At 63.8% G+C, this 13918-nt stretch carries 14 protein-coding genes; 5 read left to right on the top strand and 9 right to left on the bottom strand.

What is annotated here, in order from left to right:
- Positions 1-66 precede the first annotated feature (66 nt).
- A complete protein-coding gene (locus tag ACWPM1_RS07980) occupies positions 67-1113 on the bottom strand; it encodes an amidohydrolase family protein (RefSeq protein WP_455694304.1) in 1047 nt (348 codons plus the stop codon).
- 296 nt (positions 1114-1409) lie between these two features.
- On the bottom strand, positions 1410-1559 hold the full coding sequence (locus ACWPM1_RS07985) for a hypothetical protein (protein WP_455694305.1): 150 nt from the start codon (positions 1557-1559) through the stop codon (positions 1410-1412).
- A gap of 276 nt (positions 1560-1835) precedes the next feature.
- Here ACWPM1_RS07985 and ACWPM1_RS07990 point away from each other — a divergent pair, with 276 nt between their 5' ends.
- The 3 genes from ACWPM1_RS07990 to ACWPM1_RS08000 all read left to right on the top strand — a co-directional run bounded on the left by ACWPM1_RS07990 (position 1836) and on the right by ACWPM1_RS08000 (position 4289).
- The gene (locus ACWPM1_RS07990) at positions 1836-2633 is read left to right on the top strand and encodes a class I SAM-dependent methyltransferase (protein WP_455695142.1); all 798 of its coding nucleotides are present in this window, start codon (positions 1836-1838) and stop codon (positions 2631-2633) included.
- A 367-nt stretch (positions 2634-3000) separates the two neighbouring features.
- Positions 3001-3774, top strand: a complete 774-nt coding sequence (locus ACWPM1_RS07995; RefSeq protein ID WP_455694306.1) for a hypothetical protein — start codon at positions 3001-3003, stop codon at positions 3772-3774.
- A 146-nt stretch (positions 3775-3920) separates the two neighbouring features.
- Positions 3921-4289 (top strand): hypothetical protein, encoded by a 369-nt coding sequence (locus ACWPM1_RS08000; RefSeq protein WP_455694307.1) that lies wholly within the window; start codon positions 3921-3923, stop codon positions 4287-4289.
- A gap of 15 nt (positions 4290-4304) precedes the next feature.
- Here the strand turns inward: ACWPM1_RS08000 and leuA are convergent, their stop codons facing one another.
- From leuA to miaA, 6 genes are all read right to left on the bottom strand, one after another.
- Positions 4305-5987: a 2-isopropylmalate synthase gene (gene leuA, locus ACWPM1_RS08005; protein WP_455694308.1), complete on the bottom strand. Its 1683-nt coding sequence runs from the start codon at positions 5985-5987 to the stop codon at positions 4305-4307.
- A 189-nt stretch (positions 5988-6176) separates the two neighbouring features.
- Positions 6177-7052 (bottom strand): I78 family peptidase inhibitor, encoded by an 876-nt coding sequence (locus ACWPM1_RS08010; RefSeq protein WP_455694309.1) that lies wholly within the window; start codon positions 7050-7052, stop codon positions 6177-6179.
- 14 nt (positions 7053-7066) lie between these two features.
- The gene (ilvC, locus tag ACWPM1_RS08015) at positions 7067-8086 is read right to left on the bottom strand and encodes a ketol-acid reductoisomerase (RefSeq protein WP_455694310.1); all 1020 of its coding nucleotides are present in this window, start codon (positions 8084-8086) and stop codon (positions 7067-7069) included.
- A gap of 87 nt (positions 8087-8173) precedes the next feature.
- A complete protein-coding gene (ilvN, locus tag ACWPM1_RS08020; protein ID WP_455694311.1) occupies positions 8174-8689 on the bottom strand; it encodes an acetolactate synthase small subunit in 516 nt (171 codons plus the stop codon).
- 13 nt (positions 8690-8702) lie between these two features.
- Positions 8703-10448: a biosynthetic-type acetolactate synthase large subunit gene (gene ilvB / locus ACWPM1_RS08025; RefSeq protein ID WP_455694312.1), complete on the bottom strand. Its 1746-nt coding sequence runs from the start codon at positions 10446-10448 to the stop codon at positions 8703-8705.
- Positions 10449-10569: 121 nt separating this feature from the next.
- The gene (gene miaA / locus ACWPM1_RS08030) at positions 10570-11541 is read right to left on the bottom strand and encodes a tRNA (adenosine(37)-N6)-dimethylallyltransferase MiaA (protein WP_455694313.1); all 972 of its coding nucleotides are present in this window, start codon (positions 11539-11541) and stop codon (positions 10570-10572) included.
- On the opposite strand from miaA, the gene serB reads away from it, so the two are divergent.
- Complete coding sequence (gene serB, locus ACWPM1_RS08035) at positions 11534-12418, top strand: phosphoserine phosphatase SerB (RefSeq protein WP_455694314.1); 885 nt, start codon at positions 11534-11536, stop codon at positions 12416-12418. The two genes, miaA and serB, sit on opposite strands and share 8 nt — an antisense overlap.
- A 63-nt stretch (positions 12419-12481) precedes the next feature.
- Positions 12482-13321 (top strand): Coq4 family protein, encoded by an 840-nt coding sequence (locus ACWPM1_RS08040; protein WP_455694315.1) that lies wholly within the window; start codon positions 12482-12484, stop codon positions 13319-13321.
- Here the strand turns inward: ACWPM1_RS08040 and ACWPM1_RS08045 are convergent, their stop codons facing one another.
- Positions 13322-13915 (bottom strand): hypothetical protein, encoded by a 594-nt coding sequence (locus ACWPM1_RS08045; protein WP_455694316.1) that lies wholly within the window; start codon positions 13913-13915, stop codon positions 13322-13324.
- Positions 13916-13918: the final 3 nt, after the last annotated feature.

Below are 13918 nucleotides of genomic sequence, written 5' to 3' on the forward strand. Positions count from 1 at the left end.
CTTGCCCCTCTTGCCGCCACCTTAGCGTGTCTCCGCTCTCCGGCAAGCCACGGCCGGGCGGGCGTATCACGCTTGGACGAGCAGACCCTCCATACCGTACACCCGCGCGGCGGTGCCCGCGAAAAGGTCGCGCTTCTCGCCCTCCGAAGCGCCGGTCACGAGCCGCTTGAACGCATTCCACAGCACCGGATAACTCGCGCCCCAGCGATCGACGGGGTAGTTGCTTTCGAACATCGCGCGCGACGGCCCGAACGCCTCGATGCAGGTCTCGATATAGGGCCGCCACATCGCCGCCAGGATCTCCGAGCCGAGCCCGGCGGCGGGTCCGCGGTCGGGCAGCTGGCAGAACGCCATCGCCAGTCCGCCGAGCTTGACCGTCACGTTTTCGCATTGGGCGATCGCGCGGATGCTCGCGCGCCAGCGATCGAAGTGCTCGGGCAGCTTGCCTTTGTAGCTGGCGATGCCGAGCGGGGTGCCGCAATGGTCGAGCACGATCGGCTGGTCGGGAAAGGCGCGCGCGAGGTCGAGAACGTCGCCGAGCTGCGGCTCGAGCAGCCAGGCATCGAAGGTCAGCCCACGCTTGCCCAACTCCCCAAAGCCTTCGCGGAACTTGGGGTCGAGGTAGAGGCCTCGCGGATGATGGAACGGTGGCCCGAGGACCTCGGGATCGGCGTCCCACGCTGCGGCGTGGCGGATGCCTACGAAGCGCGGCGAGGCAGCCTGCAGCGCGTCGAGCACCTCGCCCGCCTTGCTGCCGAGCGTGAGGTCGGCATGGCCGACAATCGCCGAGCAGGGGCGGTACTCGCCATAAAGCCCGCTCGCCCCCTGCGCCGCAACGCCGTTGACGAACTCGACCTCGCCGACGGTCTTGAGCGCCTCCCCCCGGCTGGCATCGTAGAACGCGCCGCATTCCATGAACACGGTGCCGAGCACCCGGTGGCCGCTCTGCGTGTCCGACTGGAGCGCGTCGAAGGTGTAGTACGGCGCGCCGACCAGCGCTTCGAGGAAGTCGTGCCGCGGTTCCGGGAAGGCGGACAGCAGCGGCCGCAAGTCCCATAAATGGTGGTGCGGATCGATGATCGCCAGCTCGGGTTCGAGAATCGCTTCGGTCATGCTGGTCCTCCGCTAACGATCATTTTGTAGGACTTGGCACAGTTGGCACACTGTTCAGGAGCAAATTTTTCGGGTCCGGATGCGGGCCGGAAATGCCGACGGTGAGAATGATGTGCAGCGGTCATCCGAGCATCTTGTCGGAAAGACGCGATGTAGGAAAGTAGGCCGTCAGCTTTCGAGCGAAATGCGAGCAACCTCACGTTGGCGCTGCACCTGGTACCCGTGGTCGTTCGGTTCTGGCGTCTCACCGAACGGTTTCACCCGGATCGCATTCGGCTTCATGCCCTGACGGCCCTTCAAGGGTCCGAGGTAAACCGCTTCACCTTCACCGGCAGCTTCTTCCCCTTCGTGCGGCGCGAGGGGATCTGCACCGGATTCTTCTTCTTCCACTCGGCCCAGGTCATGGGCCCGTCAGGCGTCTGTACGATGGTATCGTCGGTGGACATGGGAGATTCCGTTACAGCCTCGACGGACCTTAGCCGCGCGTCAGGCGAATGTCTGCTTTCGAGCCATTGCGGATGTAAAGCCAGAAATCGGCGCTTTCCGAAAGCGGACCCAACTTCAGTTCGTGCGTGCGAATGCGGGCTCCGTGTTCTCTCTGCAATTGATCCAAACGGCAATCAGACTATCCCAAATAGTGCTCATACCTCGGTTCCGTTTGCTCAGACTATCTGACATGATCACGGTGTTAATAATCGACGTGTTGTAAGCGAGTGGGCGGCATGTTCCAACATTGTGCAGCACAGGATTGGAAAGCCTTCGGTGAGGAAAATCCTTACTTTGGCGTTCTTTCTCGTCCGGAATATTCAGGGCGGACGTTGGCCGAGCCCTTAAGGGATGAATTCTTTGCCTCGGGCGACGTTCACGTCCGCCAACTGATAGAAGTCCTCAAAAATCTCTTCGGCGACATTGCCATCGGCAATGCACTCGATTTTGGCTGCGGCGTTGGCCGGATCACTCAGGCCATGGGCAGGGAATTCGATTCAGTCGTCGGCCTCGACATCGCACCCGGAATGCTGGCTGAGGCTCGCCGCAACGCGTTGGCGAATTGCCAAGAAAACCTGACTTACGCCAATTCGCTCGATCAGAATTTCCTGCAGCCCGAAAGCTATGATCTGGTGCATAGCTACATCGTGCTCCAGCACATTCCCGTTGCCTGCGGTGAACCGATTATAGAGCAGTTGATCAAGTCGGTCAGGGCCGGTGGCATAGGCGCATTGCATATGACCATTTTGCCCGCGACCGGCAGGTTCAAATCCTCCCTTCGCAACTTCGTCAAACGTAATCGCGTGCTTCGGACCTTCGGCAATCTGGCAATGGGCCGGTCCTGGAACAGTCTCGCCATGGAAATGAATCACTATCGCGTCGAGCGGATAATTGAGATGCTCGCACGGCACGGGATCGAGCGGTTCCATAGCATCCGCGTCGATGACTGGGGCTCGATCGGGATATTCTTCCTGTTTCGCAAGGAACCCGACGAGGCTGGATCCTCGCCTTGGTCGAACCCGGTCAGGAAGTAAGACACCTGACCGCTCCGACCGGTCGACCATTGGTGGACTTCCGCTTCCCACCCATTTCCGGACGTTGACGCGAGGGACTGACAGCGACCCATTGCGGACATCGGATGCTTCCCTACAGGGTCGTGCGATGGTCGACCGCTCCGAACTTGCCGAAGACGCCCACTGGCTGCCCCACGCGATCGACCTCGCAACGAATTCGGTGACCTTTGTAAGAACAAGCCCCGGCATCTAGCGAGACGCAGGCTTCCTCGCGTCGATTACCGGGCTGACTTCAGCTAAGGTGTCACTCGATGAAGTCAGGCTGATGAGGCCAGAGGGCGGACCGATTGGTTTCATCTTTCATTCCGGGTTCTGCTTGTCCACCTTGATGGCAAAAGCACTCGATGTTCCCGGTTCGACGGTCGTGCTGAACGAGCCGGGAATTTTGAACAGTCTGGCGCAGATGGGGAGTCCTGATGATGCGCTGGTCACCTCGATTGCGAGATTGCTCGCGCGCCGCCATGGGAGCGGCACGGCTGTCATCGTCAAGCCGAGCAATTTTGCCAATGGTCTGGCCCCCCAACTGCTCAGGCTATGCCCAGAGGCCAGCGCCATCTTGATGACGAATACGGCCACGCATTTTCTCGAGGCCATAATCCGCAAGGGGCTGAAAGGGCGCCAATGGGGGCGTCAGGTCTATCTCAAAGCAACTGAATACTCCGGGCCCGTATTCCCGACCGATATGCAGACATGCGCTGGACTTACCGACTTGCAACTGGCCGGGATGGGGTGGTTGCTCACGCAGTACTGGTTCCACAAGTTGCTATCGAGCGACCTTTCGCAACGCTGCTCTGTTCTTCATGCGGAACAGTTCGACGCGCATCGCGGCGTCGCGCTGTCGGCGGCCGCCGCTCATCTTGGTATCAGCCTAACGCCGAGAATAATCGCGGAAATTTTGGCCGGCGACGTGTTCCGAAAGGATGCAAAGACGGGGGTAGAGTTTGCACGAAAGCAATCAGAGGATCTGGTGCGGTCGACAAGCATAGTGGCCACGGAGGAGATTGCAGAAGTGAATGAAATGCTTGAATTGAATGCTCGCCTGCTGCGGATCGTAGCTCCGTTGCCGCAGGCGCTTTTCGACCCGAGGCCTTTGGCGGATTGACGCGAGGATCGTCCGCTTTCTATCCAATTGGAGACATTCGACGCCCTCGCTTGAAGCTTCAGATTTTGTAGCCGGTTGCTTCAAAGAGTGAACTTGAGAAAGCCTGGCGGCAGGAACATCGTGGCGGGGATCGGAGGCGACAAGAAATGGCCCAGCCAATTGAAACGCGCAGGTTCGACGCGCCGGACGACGCGCTCGACATGAAAGATGCCGGTGGCATTAGAATAGTCACCATGGGGAGCACCGGGTCCACTGGAATGCATGCGGTTTTTGAGCCGGGGTGGACGTGGGAAAAAGACGAAAAGCCGCTTCTCGGAAATCCCGATATTTGCCCGATGCACCACACGGGGTATTCACTGTCCGGGACCTTGGTCGTGCGGATGGTTGAATCGGGGCTGGAAACGACGATTGTCCCGGGCGACTTCTTTGAAATCCCGCCCGGGCATGATGCCTACGTCGAAGGCGAGGAACGCGTCGAACTCATCCTCTTTGCTCCTCCGGAGCACGCCCACTGATGAGGGCAATAGCTCTCAGCATCGAGCCGCCGCCGAATTCGCCGCGCTGACCACCGCGCGCACGCTGGCGGTGGCAACGTCTTCGTCGATGCCGCAGCCCCACACCAGGCGGCCGTCGGGCAAGGCGCACTGGACGTAGGCGGCGGCGCAGGCGTCCGAGCCGGTGGACAGCGCGTGCTCGGAGTAGTCGCATACTTCCATCTGCACGCCGAATGCGTCCTCCAGTGTAGACACGACCGATGAGATCAGGCCGTTGCCGCGGCCGCTGACCGACTGCGCCTTGCCCTGGACCTCGATGGTGCCGGCGAAGATGCGGGTACCGTCCGCCGCGCGGGTTTCCTCGTATCCAACCAACTGGAAGCGGTCGTCGGGGGTCTGGACGTGATAGGTCTCGCGAAAGGCGCGCCAGATGTCGGCGGCGTTTAGCTCACGGCCCAACTCGTCGGCCATGTGCTGGACGTGCTTCGAGAAATCGGCCTGCATTGCCTTGGGCAACTTGAGGCCCTGGTCCTGCTCGAGCACCCAGGCGAAACCGCCTTTGCCGGATTGCGAGTTGACCCGGATCACCGCCTCGTAGCTGCGCCCCAGGTCCGCCGGGTCGATCGGCAGGTAGGGCACGCGCCAGAGCTCATCGTTCTGCTGGCCCGCCGCTTCGAAACCCTTCTTGATCGCGTCCTGGTGGCTGCCCGAGAACGCGGTGAACACCAGTTCGCCGCCATAGGGGTGGCGCTGGTGAACGGGGATCTGGTTGCAGTACTCGACAGTCTCGATGATCCGGTCGATGTCCGAGAAATCGAGTCTCGGATCAATGCCTTGGGTGTACATATTGAGGGCGACTGTCACCAGGCAACAATTGCCGGTGCGCTCGCCGTTGCCGAACAGGCATCCCTCGACCCGGTCGGCCCCGGCCATCAGACCCAACTCCGCCGCCGCGACGCCCGTGCCGCGGTCGTTATGGGTGTGCAGGGAGATCACCGCGCTGTCGCGATTGGGCAGGTTGCGGCAGAAGTATTCGATCTGGTCGGCGTAGATGTTGGGCGTCGCCGCCTCGACCGTGGCGGGCAGGTTGAGGATGATCGGGCGCTCGGGGGATGGGGCGAGCACCTCCATAACCGCCTCGCAGACCTCGATGCTGAAATCGAGCTCCGCGGTAGAGAACGTCTCGGGGCTATACTGGAAGTGCCACTCGGTGCCGGGACACGCGGCGGCCTCGTCGCGCATCACCTTGGCGCCGGCGACGGCGATCTGCCGAACCTCGTCGCGGCTCATTCGAAAGACGATGTCGCGCCATGCTGGACTGACGGCATTGTAGAGGTGGACGATCGCCGCCCTGGCGCCCTCGAGGCTGGCGAACGAGGTGCGGATGAGGTCCTCGCGACTCTGCGTCAACACCTGCACCGTGACGTCATCGGGGATGCGTCCCGACGCCACGAGGCCCTGGATGAAGTCGAACTCGGTGGCCCCGGCGCTGGGAAAGCCGACTTCGATTTCCTTGACCCCGATCTCGACCAGCAGGTCGAAGAAGCGGTTCTTCTTCACCGCGTCCATCGGGTCGACGATGGCCTGGTTGCCGTCGCGCAGGTCGGTCGACAGCCAGCGGGGTGGGGCGGTGATCGTGCGGCTGGGCCACTGCCGGTCGAGCAGGGGCACTTGCGGGAAAGCGCTGTACTTGGCGCTGGGGTTGCGAAGCATGGACATGGAAAACTCGCGACGTCGGATTTGCTACGATGGATGGCAGTCCCTTGGGCGCCGGGCGCGCCCCGACGGGCCGCGCGTCAGCTCACGCCCAAGGGCGGATAAGTCGTAGCAGAATATGCGCGCCGCGGTTCATGCCATGCTGCATGCGCGAAAGGTTCGCGCGGGGCAAATGTTACATTTGCAACCGGGCTAGCCGCAGCGTGCCGAGCGGATCACGTCCGTCGCGGTGAGCGACACGTTGAGCCGGTCCGGGTGGTAGTCGGCGGTCACGGCCATGTCGGGCCGGATCCAGCGGATCGCTTTCGCCCCGGTCGCCTTGGCGACCGCGGCGCGAACCGAGGCGGTCGCCTTCTTGCCGACCCACGGCTTTGCTTTGTCGGCATTGCAGGCGTTCGCACCCGGATCGGGGCGCTCCTGCGGCTCGTCTGCGAGTTTCTTTTCGAACGCGGCGCTGATTTCGAGCTCCACTTCGTCGCTGACCAGCGGAATGCCGGTGTTGATCCCGAAGTCCGAGCGGCGGATTGTAGCGCGGCCTTCGAAGCCGACCGTTTCCGTTCCCATCATCGTGCCCGCGCCGGTGAACCGCGCATTGATCTCGACGGGTTTGGTCAACCCATTTAGCGTCAGCGTGCCGATCATATGTGCCCGGAGCCCGTCTTCGAGCGGATGGACCTCGTTCGAGATGAAGCGAGCGGCTTGCTGATCGGGGCCGAAGAAATCGGGCGCCTTGCCATCCTTGCCAGGGCGCAGCAGGTGCTCGCCGAGCGCGGCGCTGGCGACGACCGGCTTGATCGGGATCGAGACATCGACCTTCGCCGCGCCCGGATTTGCCGGATCGAGCTGCAACGTGCCCGTCACCTCGCCGAACAGCCCGAAGTAGTCGCTGAAGCCGAGGTGATCGACCCGCCACCCGACCAACGTGTGGTTCGGGTCCGCGGTGTAGATGCCACCGCTCACCCGAGAGGGGTCGGCCGCGCCCGGCTTTTCCGTGGGCATCTGCGCGAAGGCGACCCCTCCGATGGCGGCGGCAACGAGGGCGAGGGGTAATAGGGTTTTGCGATCCATACGACCTTCGTAACTCAGTTGACGGCCTTGTCGACCAGCTTGTTCTTGCCGATCCACGGCATCATCGCGCGCAGCTTGGCGCCGACCTGTTCGATCGGGTGCGCGGCGGCGGCCTTGCGGCTGGCCTTCAATTCGGGCTGCCCGGCGCGGTTGTCGAGCACGAACTTCTGCACGAAGCGGCCCGATTGGATGTCGGCGAGCACGCGGCGCATCTCCGCCTTCGTCTCGTCGGTGATGATCCGCGGGCCGATGGTGATGTCGCCGTACTCGGCGGTGTTGCTGATCGAATAGCGCATGTTGGCGATGCCGCCTTCGTAGAGCAAGTCGACGATCAGCTTGGTTTCGTGGAGGCACTCGAAATAGGCCATCTCGGGCGCGTATCCGGCCTCGACCAGCGTCTCGAAGCCTGCCTGGATCAGGTGGGTGATCCCACCGCAGAGGACGGCCTGTTCACCGAACAGGTCGGTCTCGCATTCTTCCTTGAAGTTGGTTTCGATGATCCCCGAGCGCCCGCCGCCGACGCCGCTGGCGTAGGCGAGGGCGACATCGTGCGCGTTGCCGGTTGCGTCCTGGTGGATGGCGATGAGGCAGGGCACGCCACCGCCGCGCTGATATTCGCTGCGTACTGTGTGACCGGGGCCCTTGGGCGCGATCATGATCACGTCGATGTCGGCGGGCGGCTCGATGAGGCCGAAGTGAACGTTGAGGCCGTGCGCGAAGGCGAGAGTGCTGCCCGGCTTCATGCGGCCCTTGAGGTCGGCGTCCCAGATCGCCGCCTGATGCTCGTCGGGCGCGAGGACCATGACGATGTCGGCCCACTCGGCGGCCTGCTGGTTGGAGAGGACCTTGAAGCCAGCGCCTTCGGCCTTCTGCGCGGTGGCCGAACCCTCGCGCAGCGTGATCGCGACTTCCTTGACGCCGCTGTCGCGCAGGTTCTGCGCATGCGCGTGGCCCTGGCTGCCGTAGCCGACGATGGCGATCTTCTTGTCGGTAACCAGGTTTAGGTCGGCATCGGCGTCGTAATAGACTTTCACGTGTGATCCCCATCCATTGATGCGGGCGGCTTAGCGCCCCTGTCGCGCGCGCAAAGGCGCAAAGCTTTGAGCCGGGTGAAGCTGGCCTTAGGCCCCTTCCGCCCCGCGCATCATTCCGACGATGCCGGTGCGGCCGACCTCGACCAGCCCGAGCTCGCGCATCAGGCCGACGAAGCTGTCGATCTTTTCCGGCGCGCCGGTGATCTCGAAGATGAAGCTCTCGGTCGTCGTGTCGACCGGCTTGGCGCGGAAGATATCGGCGAGACGCAACGCTTCGACCCGCTTCTCCCCGGTGCCGGCCACCTTGACCAGCGCGAGCTCGCGCTCGACGTGCGGGCCTTCCTCGGTGAGGTCGACGACCTTGTGCACCGGCACCAGCCGTTCGAGTTGGGCGCGAATCTGGTCGATCACTTCCGGTGGGCCGCTGGTAACGATGGTGATGCGACTGATGGCATGGTTCACCGAGATGTCCGCCACCGTCAGGCTGTCGATGTTATAGCCACGCGCAGTGAACATACCCGCGATCTTGGCGAGGATGCCCGCCTCGTTATCGACGGTGACGGTAAGCACGTGGCGCTCGGCATGGGCGGTCTTTATCTTCATCACACCAGCGCCCCTAAACCAAAGCCTTGGCTTCGTCGTCCATCGTGCCTTCGACGCGATCGCCGTAGAGCAGCATGTCGGTGTGCGCCGCGCCGCTGGGGATCATCGGGAAGCAGTTTGCCTCTTTCGAAACGCGGCAGTCCACGATGACCGGCCCGTCATAGTCGAGCATGGCCTGGATGCCGGCGTCGAGCCCGGCTTCCTCCGAAATGCGGATGCCCTTCCACCCGTAAGCCTCGGCGAGCTTCACAAAGTCCGGCAAGGAGTCGCTGTAACTGTTTGAATAGCGGCTCTCATAGGTCAGCTCCTGCCACTGGCGGACCATGCCCATGTATTCGTTGTTGAGGATGAACACCTTGACCGGCAAGCGGTACTGGCTGGCGGTCCCGAGCTCCTGGATGTTCATCTGGATCGAGGCCTCGCCCGCGACGTCGATCACCAGCGTACGGGGATTGCCGAGCTGCGCGCCGATCGCTGCGGGGAGGCCGTAGCCCATCGTGCCGAGGCCGCCGCTGGTCAGCCACTTGTTGGGCCCGAAGAACCCGAAGTATTGAGCCGCCCACATCTGGTGCTGGCCGACCTCGGTGGTGATGATCGGGTCGCGGTCGCGGGTGAGGGCGAACAACCTTTCCACAGCGAGCTGCGGCATGATCTCCGTGCGGCTCGGTGGATAGGCGAGGCTTTCGCGCGCGCGCCAGCCAGCGATGCGCGCCTTCCATTCGCCGAGGTCCTGCCCCTTGCGGTTGCCCCAAGTCGAAACGAGCTGGTCGAGCACCGCGGCGCAGTCGCCGACGATGGGCAGATCGACCCGCACGATCTTGTTCACGCTCGCCCGGTCGATATCGATGTGGATCTTCTTCGAGCCAGGGCTGAACGCGTCGAGCCGCCCGGTCACCCGGTCGTCGAAGCGGGCGCCAATGCAGACCATCAGGTCGCAGCGATTCATCGCCATGTTCGCTTCGAAGGTGCCGTGCATGCCGAGCATGCCGAGCCAGTCTGGGTGGTCGGCGGGGAATGCGCCGAGGCCCATCAGCGTGCTGGTGACTGGGGCGCCGGTAAGGTCCTGTAGCTTGCGCAGCAGTTCAGTCGCGCGCGGGCCCGAATTGATCACCCCGCCTCCAGTGTAGAGCACCGGGCGTTCCGCCGCCGCGATCATGTCTATCGCGTCGAGGATCGCATCGGCCAAGCCGGTGGATGGCGGGTCGTAACGCGCCGAGGGCAGCGGTGTGGTGTCCTGCGCGTCGAGCGTCGCCATCGCCACCTGAACGTCTTTCGGGATATCGATCAGCACCGGTCCCGGGCGCCCAGCGGTGGCGATGCGGAACGCCTCGTCGATCGTCGCCTGCAGCCGCGCGGGGTCCTTCACCAGGTAGTTATGCTTGGTGCAGTGGCGGGTGATACCGATGGTGTCGGCTTCCTGGAACGCGTCCGTGCCGATGAGGCTGGTGGCGACCTGGCCGGTGATCACCACAAGCGGGATCGAATCCATGAACGCATCGGCGATGCCGGTCACGGCATTGGTTGCGCCAGGGCCGCTGGTGACGAGTACAACCCCAGGCTTGCCGGTGGAGCGAGCGTATCCCTCGGCGGCGTGGGCCGCGCCGGCTTCATGACGAACGAGGATGTGGCGGATGCGGGTATCAGCAAACAGCTCGTCGTAGATCGGCAGCACCGCGCCGCCGGGATAGCCGAAGACGAATTCGACCCCCTGCCGCGCGAGGCATTCGATCAGGATCTGCGCGCCGCTGCGCTCTTGCACCGTCATGCTCCTTTAGTTTGGCGCATATCGCCTGCCCGACATGAAATCGACCCGGCGCGGGGACTACGCGCCGGGTCGAGGTCTCTTTCGAGATCGAAACCTGACTATGCGACAGGAAATGTCATGTCAAGCCCATTATGCGTAATAAAATTGCGGTAGGCCCTGCTATAGCATCGCTTTGTGCATCCAGGCGAAGCCACTCATCCGGCGCCTGATGGCGGAACCAAGTGGCTTGGCGCTTGGCATATTGCCGGGTGGCAAGCTGTCCCGAGCCAATTGCCTCTTCGCGAGTTGTCTCACTGTGCAGCCAGCTGGCGATCTCGCGCACGCCGATCGCGCGCATTGCGGGCAGGGCAGGGTCTAGTCGCCGGGCCAGGAGAGCCTCCACCTCCTCCACTGCACCGGCATCGAACATCTGGGCGAAACGCCGGTCGCACCGCTCCGCGAGCCAGTCGCGATCCGCGGTCAGAACAAGTGGGGCCAAAGCGACGCTAGGACCGATCCCGCCGACACGCTGACCCTGCCAATACGACAGGGGCTGGCCGGTCGATCGCACCACCTCGAGCGCGCGCGCCACGCGGGTGGTGTCTGCGGGGGCGAGCAGCGCCGCTCGTTCGGGGTCCTCCACGGAGAGGGCGCCGTACGCATCGGCAACCGGCAGCGCGCGCACCGCCTCGCGGACTGCCGGGTCGATCGCTGGCACGGGCGCAATGCCCTGGAGCAGGGTGCGCATGTAGAGGCCGGTGCCACCCACCAGGATCGGCAACGAACCGGCGGCATGGGCTGAAGCTATTTCTGCTTTAGCGGCCTCGGCCCAATCGGCGGCCGAGCACGCAAGCGCCGCATCCCACGTGCCGAACAGTTTGTGCGGGACCCCTAGCATCTCCTCATCTGACGGCCGCGCGCTCAGCACACGCAAGTCGGCGTAGACCTGCGCGCTGTCGGCGTTGATCACCACCGCACGTCCGCCTTGGGCCTCGTGCTCGAGAGCAAGGAGGACGGCGAGATCGCTCTTGCCGCTCGCGGTGGGCCCTGCAATGAGCGCCAGCGGCGGCTTGCCGACCCCTTTTTCCGGAGATGTCGCAGTGCTCATCGCGCGGCTGATAGCAGACAGCGCGTCGCTTGCGAGCAACCTCGACCGGGCGCGACAGGCGCTTGCCGACCGGGGTTGGCCGGTGGCGATGGCGGAAACGGTCCGCTCGGGCAGCGATGCGATCGAACTGCTTCTTCCCTATGGCGATCCGGCCGCAGTCCGCGCGATCCTCGATGCCTCGTTCCCGAACTGCGACCTGATCGTGTCATCGCAGCTTGTCGAAGCCCCGCAAGTCTTCGTCTCCGACATGGATTCGACCATGATCGGTCAGGAATGCATCGACGAGCTCGCCGATTTCGCCGGGCTCAAGGATCGGGTCGCGGCAATCACCGAGCGGGCGATGCAGGGCGAACTGGACTTCGCCAGCGCACTGACCGAGCGCGTCGGTTTGCTCGCGGATCTGGACGAGAAGGCGATTTCGACCTGTCTCGCCGAGCGTGTTCGCCCAATGGAAGGTGCGCGCACGCTCGTCGCAACGCTCAAGGCCAAAGGCTGTCGCACCGTGCTGGTGACCGGTGGCTTCCACCACTTCGCCGATTCGGTGGCTGAGCAATTGGGCTTTGAGCATGTCGTTGCCAATCGGCTGGCGGTGGCGGACGGCAAGCTCACCGGCGCGCTCGTGGGCGGCATCACCGACAGCGCGGTGAAGCGCCAGGTGTTGCTCGACGAGAGCGCGCGGCTCGGGGAGGGCGTAACCAGTCTCGCCATGGGCGACGGCGCGAATGACATCCCCATGCTCGATGCGGCGACTTGGGGGATTGCCTACCACGCCAAGCCCAAGGCGCGTGCCGCCGCTGACGGGTGGATCGATCGCGGCGATCTTACGGCAGTGCTGGAGCTGTTCGGCATCCCGCGCAGCGAGTGGGTGATGGGATAGATTCCGCTTTTCAGTTGCGGATCGCAACGCTATATTGACATTTGTGTCAGTAAAGGCCCGAAGATGACCGCTCTCCAGCCCGTTCCCACCGCCGATCCCAACCTCGCCTGCGCGATGGATGGGACGATCTTTCGCAACCCGGCGCGGCCCGAAGCCAGGCGCGACGTACGGCTGGCGCTCACCAAGTTTGGCGAACTGATCAAGGACAAGGAAAACACCAAGCTGGTGTTCGAGATCTACGAAGCGCTGCCCTCGAAAGATTTCCTGCCTCGTGCCCGTGCGCTGACGCTCAGCGAGGCGGGCCAGCAGCTGCGCGCCGATGAGCCGTTCCTGCCGCCGATCCTTGACGACCACGCGGCGCTGCGCAAGCTGCCCAAGGGCACTGTGGCGCACGCTTACTGCGACTTCATGGAGCGCGAAGGGCTATCAGCCGCCGGCCTCGTCGCTGAATCAGAAAAGATGGGCCGACCGAAGTACGACGACCTCGTGCAGTGGTACGGCTTCCGCCAGCGCGATACCCACGACCTGATGCACGTGCTCACCGGCTACGGCCGCGACGCACTCGGCGAGCAGTGCGTGCTGCTGTTCACCCACGGCCAGCAGCCTGCGGCGGGGCACCTGCTGCTCGGCTATGCGGGCGCGTACAACATCACCAAGCAGGTCAAGAGCAAGGCCCCGATCTGGCGCGCGGTGCGCGAGGCGCATCGCATCGGCAAGGCGTGCCCGCCGCTGATCGCGATGTCGATCCGCGAGCTGCTGGCGATGGACCTCGCCGACGCGCGTCAGAAGCTGGGGATCACTCCGGCGGTGTGGTACAAGCAGTGTCACGACGTGTGGAAGAGCGAAGGGATCGATCCCTACGACCTGCTGGGTAAGGAAATCGAGCTGAAAAAAGCCGCCTGATCAGGCGGCCGCGAGGCTGCTCGGTCGGCGCATCTTGAGCCACGCCGCGAACCGCAGCCCTGCGGCCGCGAAGGCGATCGAGCCGAATATCACGCCCACCCACATCCGCTCCGGATCGAACACGCGCCCGAGATAGCTCTGCGCGAAGATCAGCCAGAGGTAGTGGATGCCGAACCGGTGAAGCCGCTTCCACCACTTGCCTAGTCTGCGCTGCGCCGCGGCGTTCGAGGTAAATGCCATCGCGTAGAGCAGCACGTAGGCGAACCCGCCGCCGATAACGGTGACCGGCTCCGGCGGTTGGCCGGCCAGCCACAGCGCGGTGATCAGCGCGCCGAGGTGGATGGTATGCGCAATCGCGAAACCGAGGCCGATCCACCGGCGCCGTGCCAGGGCGGCCTTGCTGAAGCGGCTGGGACTGAGCTGATGCAGCGGCCGCGCGATGTAAGCGAGGATGAGCAGCGGGAAGCCGACCCTCGCGGTGTAGCGGGCGGCGTGCTGCCATTGGTCCTGCAGGCCATCGCCCAGCGCGAAGCCGGTCGCTAGTGCTGCCAGGCCTGCGAATAGTCCGAACCACATCGGCCAGCGTTGCTGCATGGT

Source organism: Tsuneonella sp. HG249 (assembly GCF_053819205.1).

Coding starts and splice junctions, on each gene's coding strand:
- ACWPM1_RS07990 (WP_455695142.1), top strand. CDS start 1,836: ATGTTCCAACATTGTGCAGCACAGGATTGGAAAGCCTTCGGTGAGGAA.
- ACWPM1_RS07980 (WP_455694304.1), bottom strand. CDS start 1,113: ATGACCGAAGCGATTCTCGAACCCGAGCTGGCGATCATCGATCCGCAC.
- ACWPM1_RS08045 (WP_455694316.1), bottom strand. CDS start 13,915: ATGCAGCAACGCTGGCCGATGTGGTTCGGACTATTCGCAGGCCTGGCA.
- ilvN (WP_455694311.1), bottom strand. CDS start 8,689: ATGAAGATAAAGACCGCCCATGCCGAGCGCCACGTGCTTACCGTCACC.
- ACWPM1_RS07985 (WP_455694305.1), bottom strand. CDS start 1,559: ATGTCCACCGACGATACCATCGTACAGACGCCTGACGGGCCCATGACC.
- ACWPM1_RS08010 (WP_455694309.1), bottom strand. CDS start 7,052: ATGGATCGCAAAACCCTATTACCCCTCGCCCTCGTTGCCGCCGCCATC.
- ACWPM1_RS08040 (WP_455694315.1), top strand. CDS start 12,482: ATGACCGCTCTCCAGCCCGTTCCCACCGCCGATCCCAACCTCGCCTGC.
- ACWPM1_RS08000 (WP_455694307.1), top strand. CDS start 3,921: ATGGCCCAGCCAATTGAAACGCGCAGGTTCGACGCGCCGGACGACGCG.
- miaA (WP_455694313.1), bottom strand. CDS start 11,541: ATGAGCACTGCGACATCTCCGGAAAAAGGGGTCGGCAAGCCGCCGCTG.
- ACWPM1_RS07995 (WP_455694306.1), top strand. CDS start 3,001: ATGGCAAAAGCACTCGATGTTCCCGGTTCGACGGTCGTGCTGAACGAG.
- leuA (WP_455694308.1), bottom strand. CDS start 5,987: ATGTCCATGCTTCGCAACCCCAGCGCCAAGTACAGCGCTTTCCCGCAA.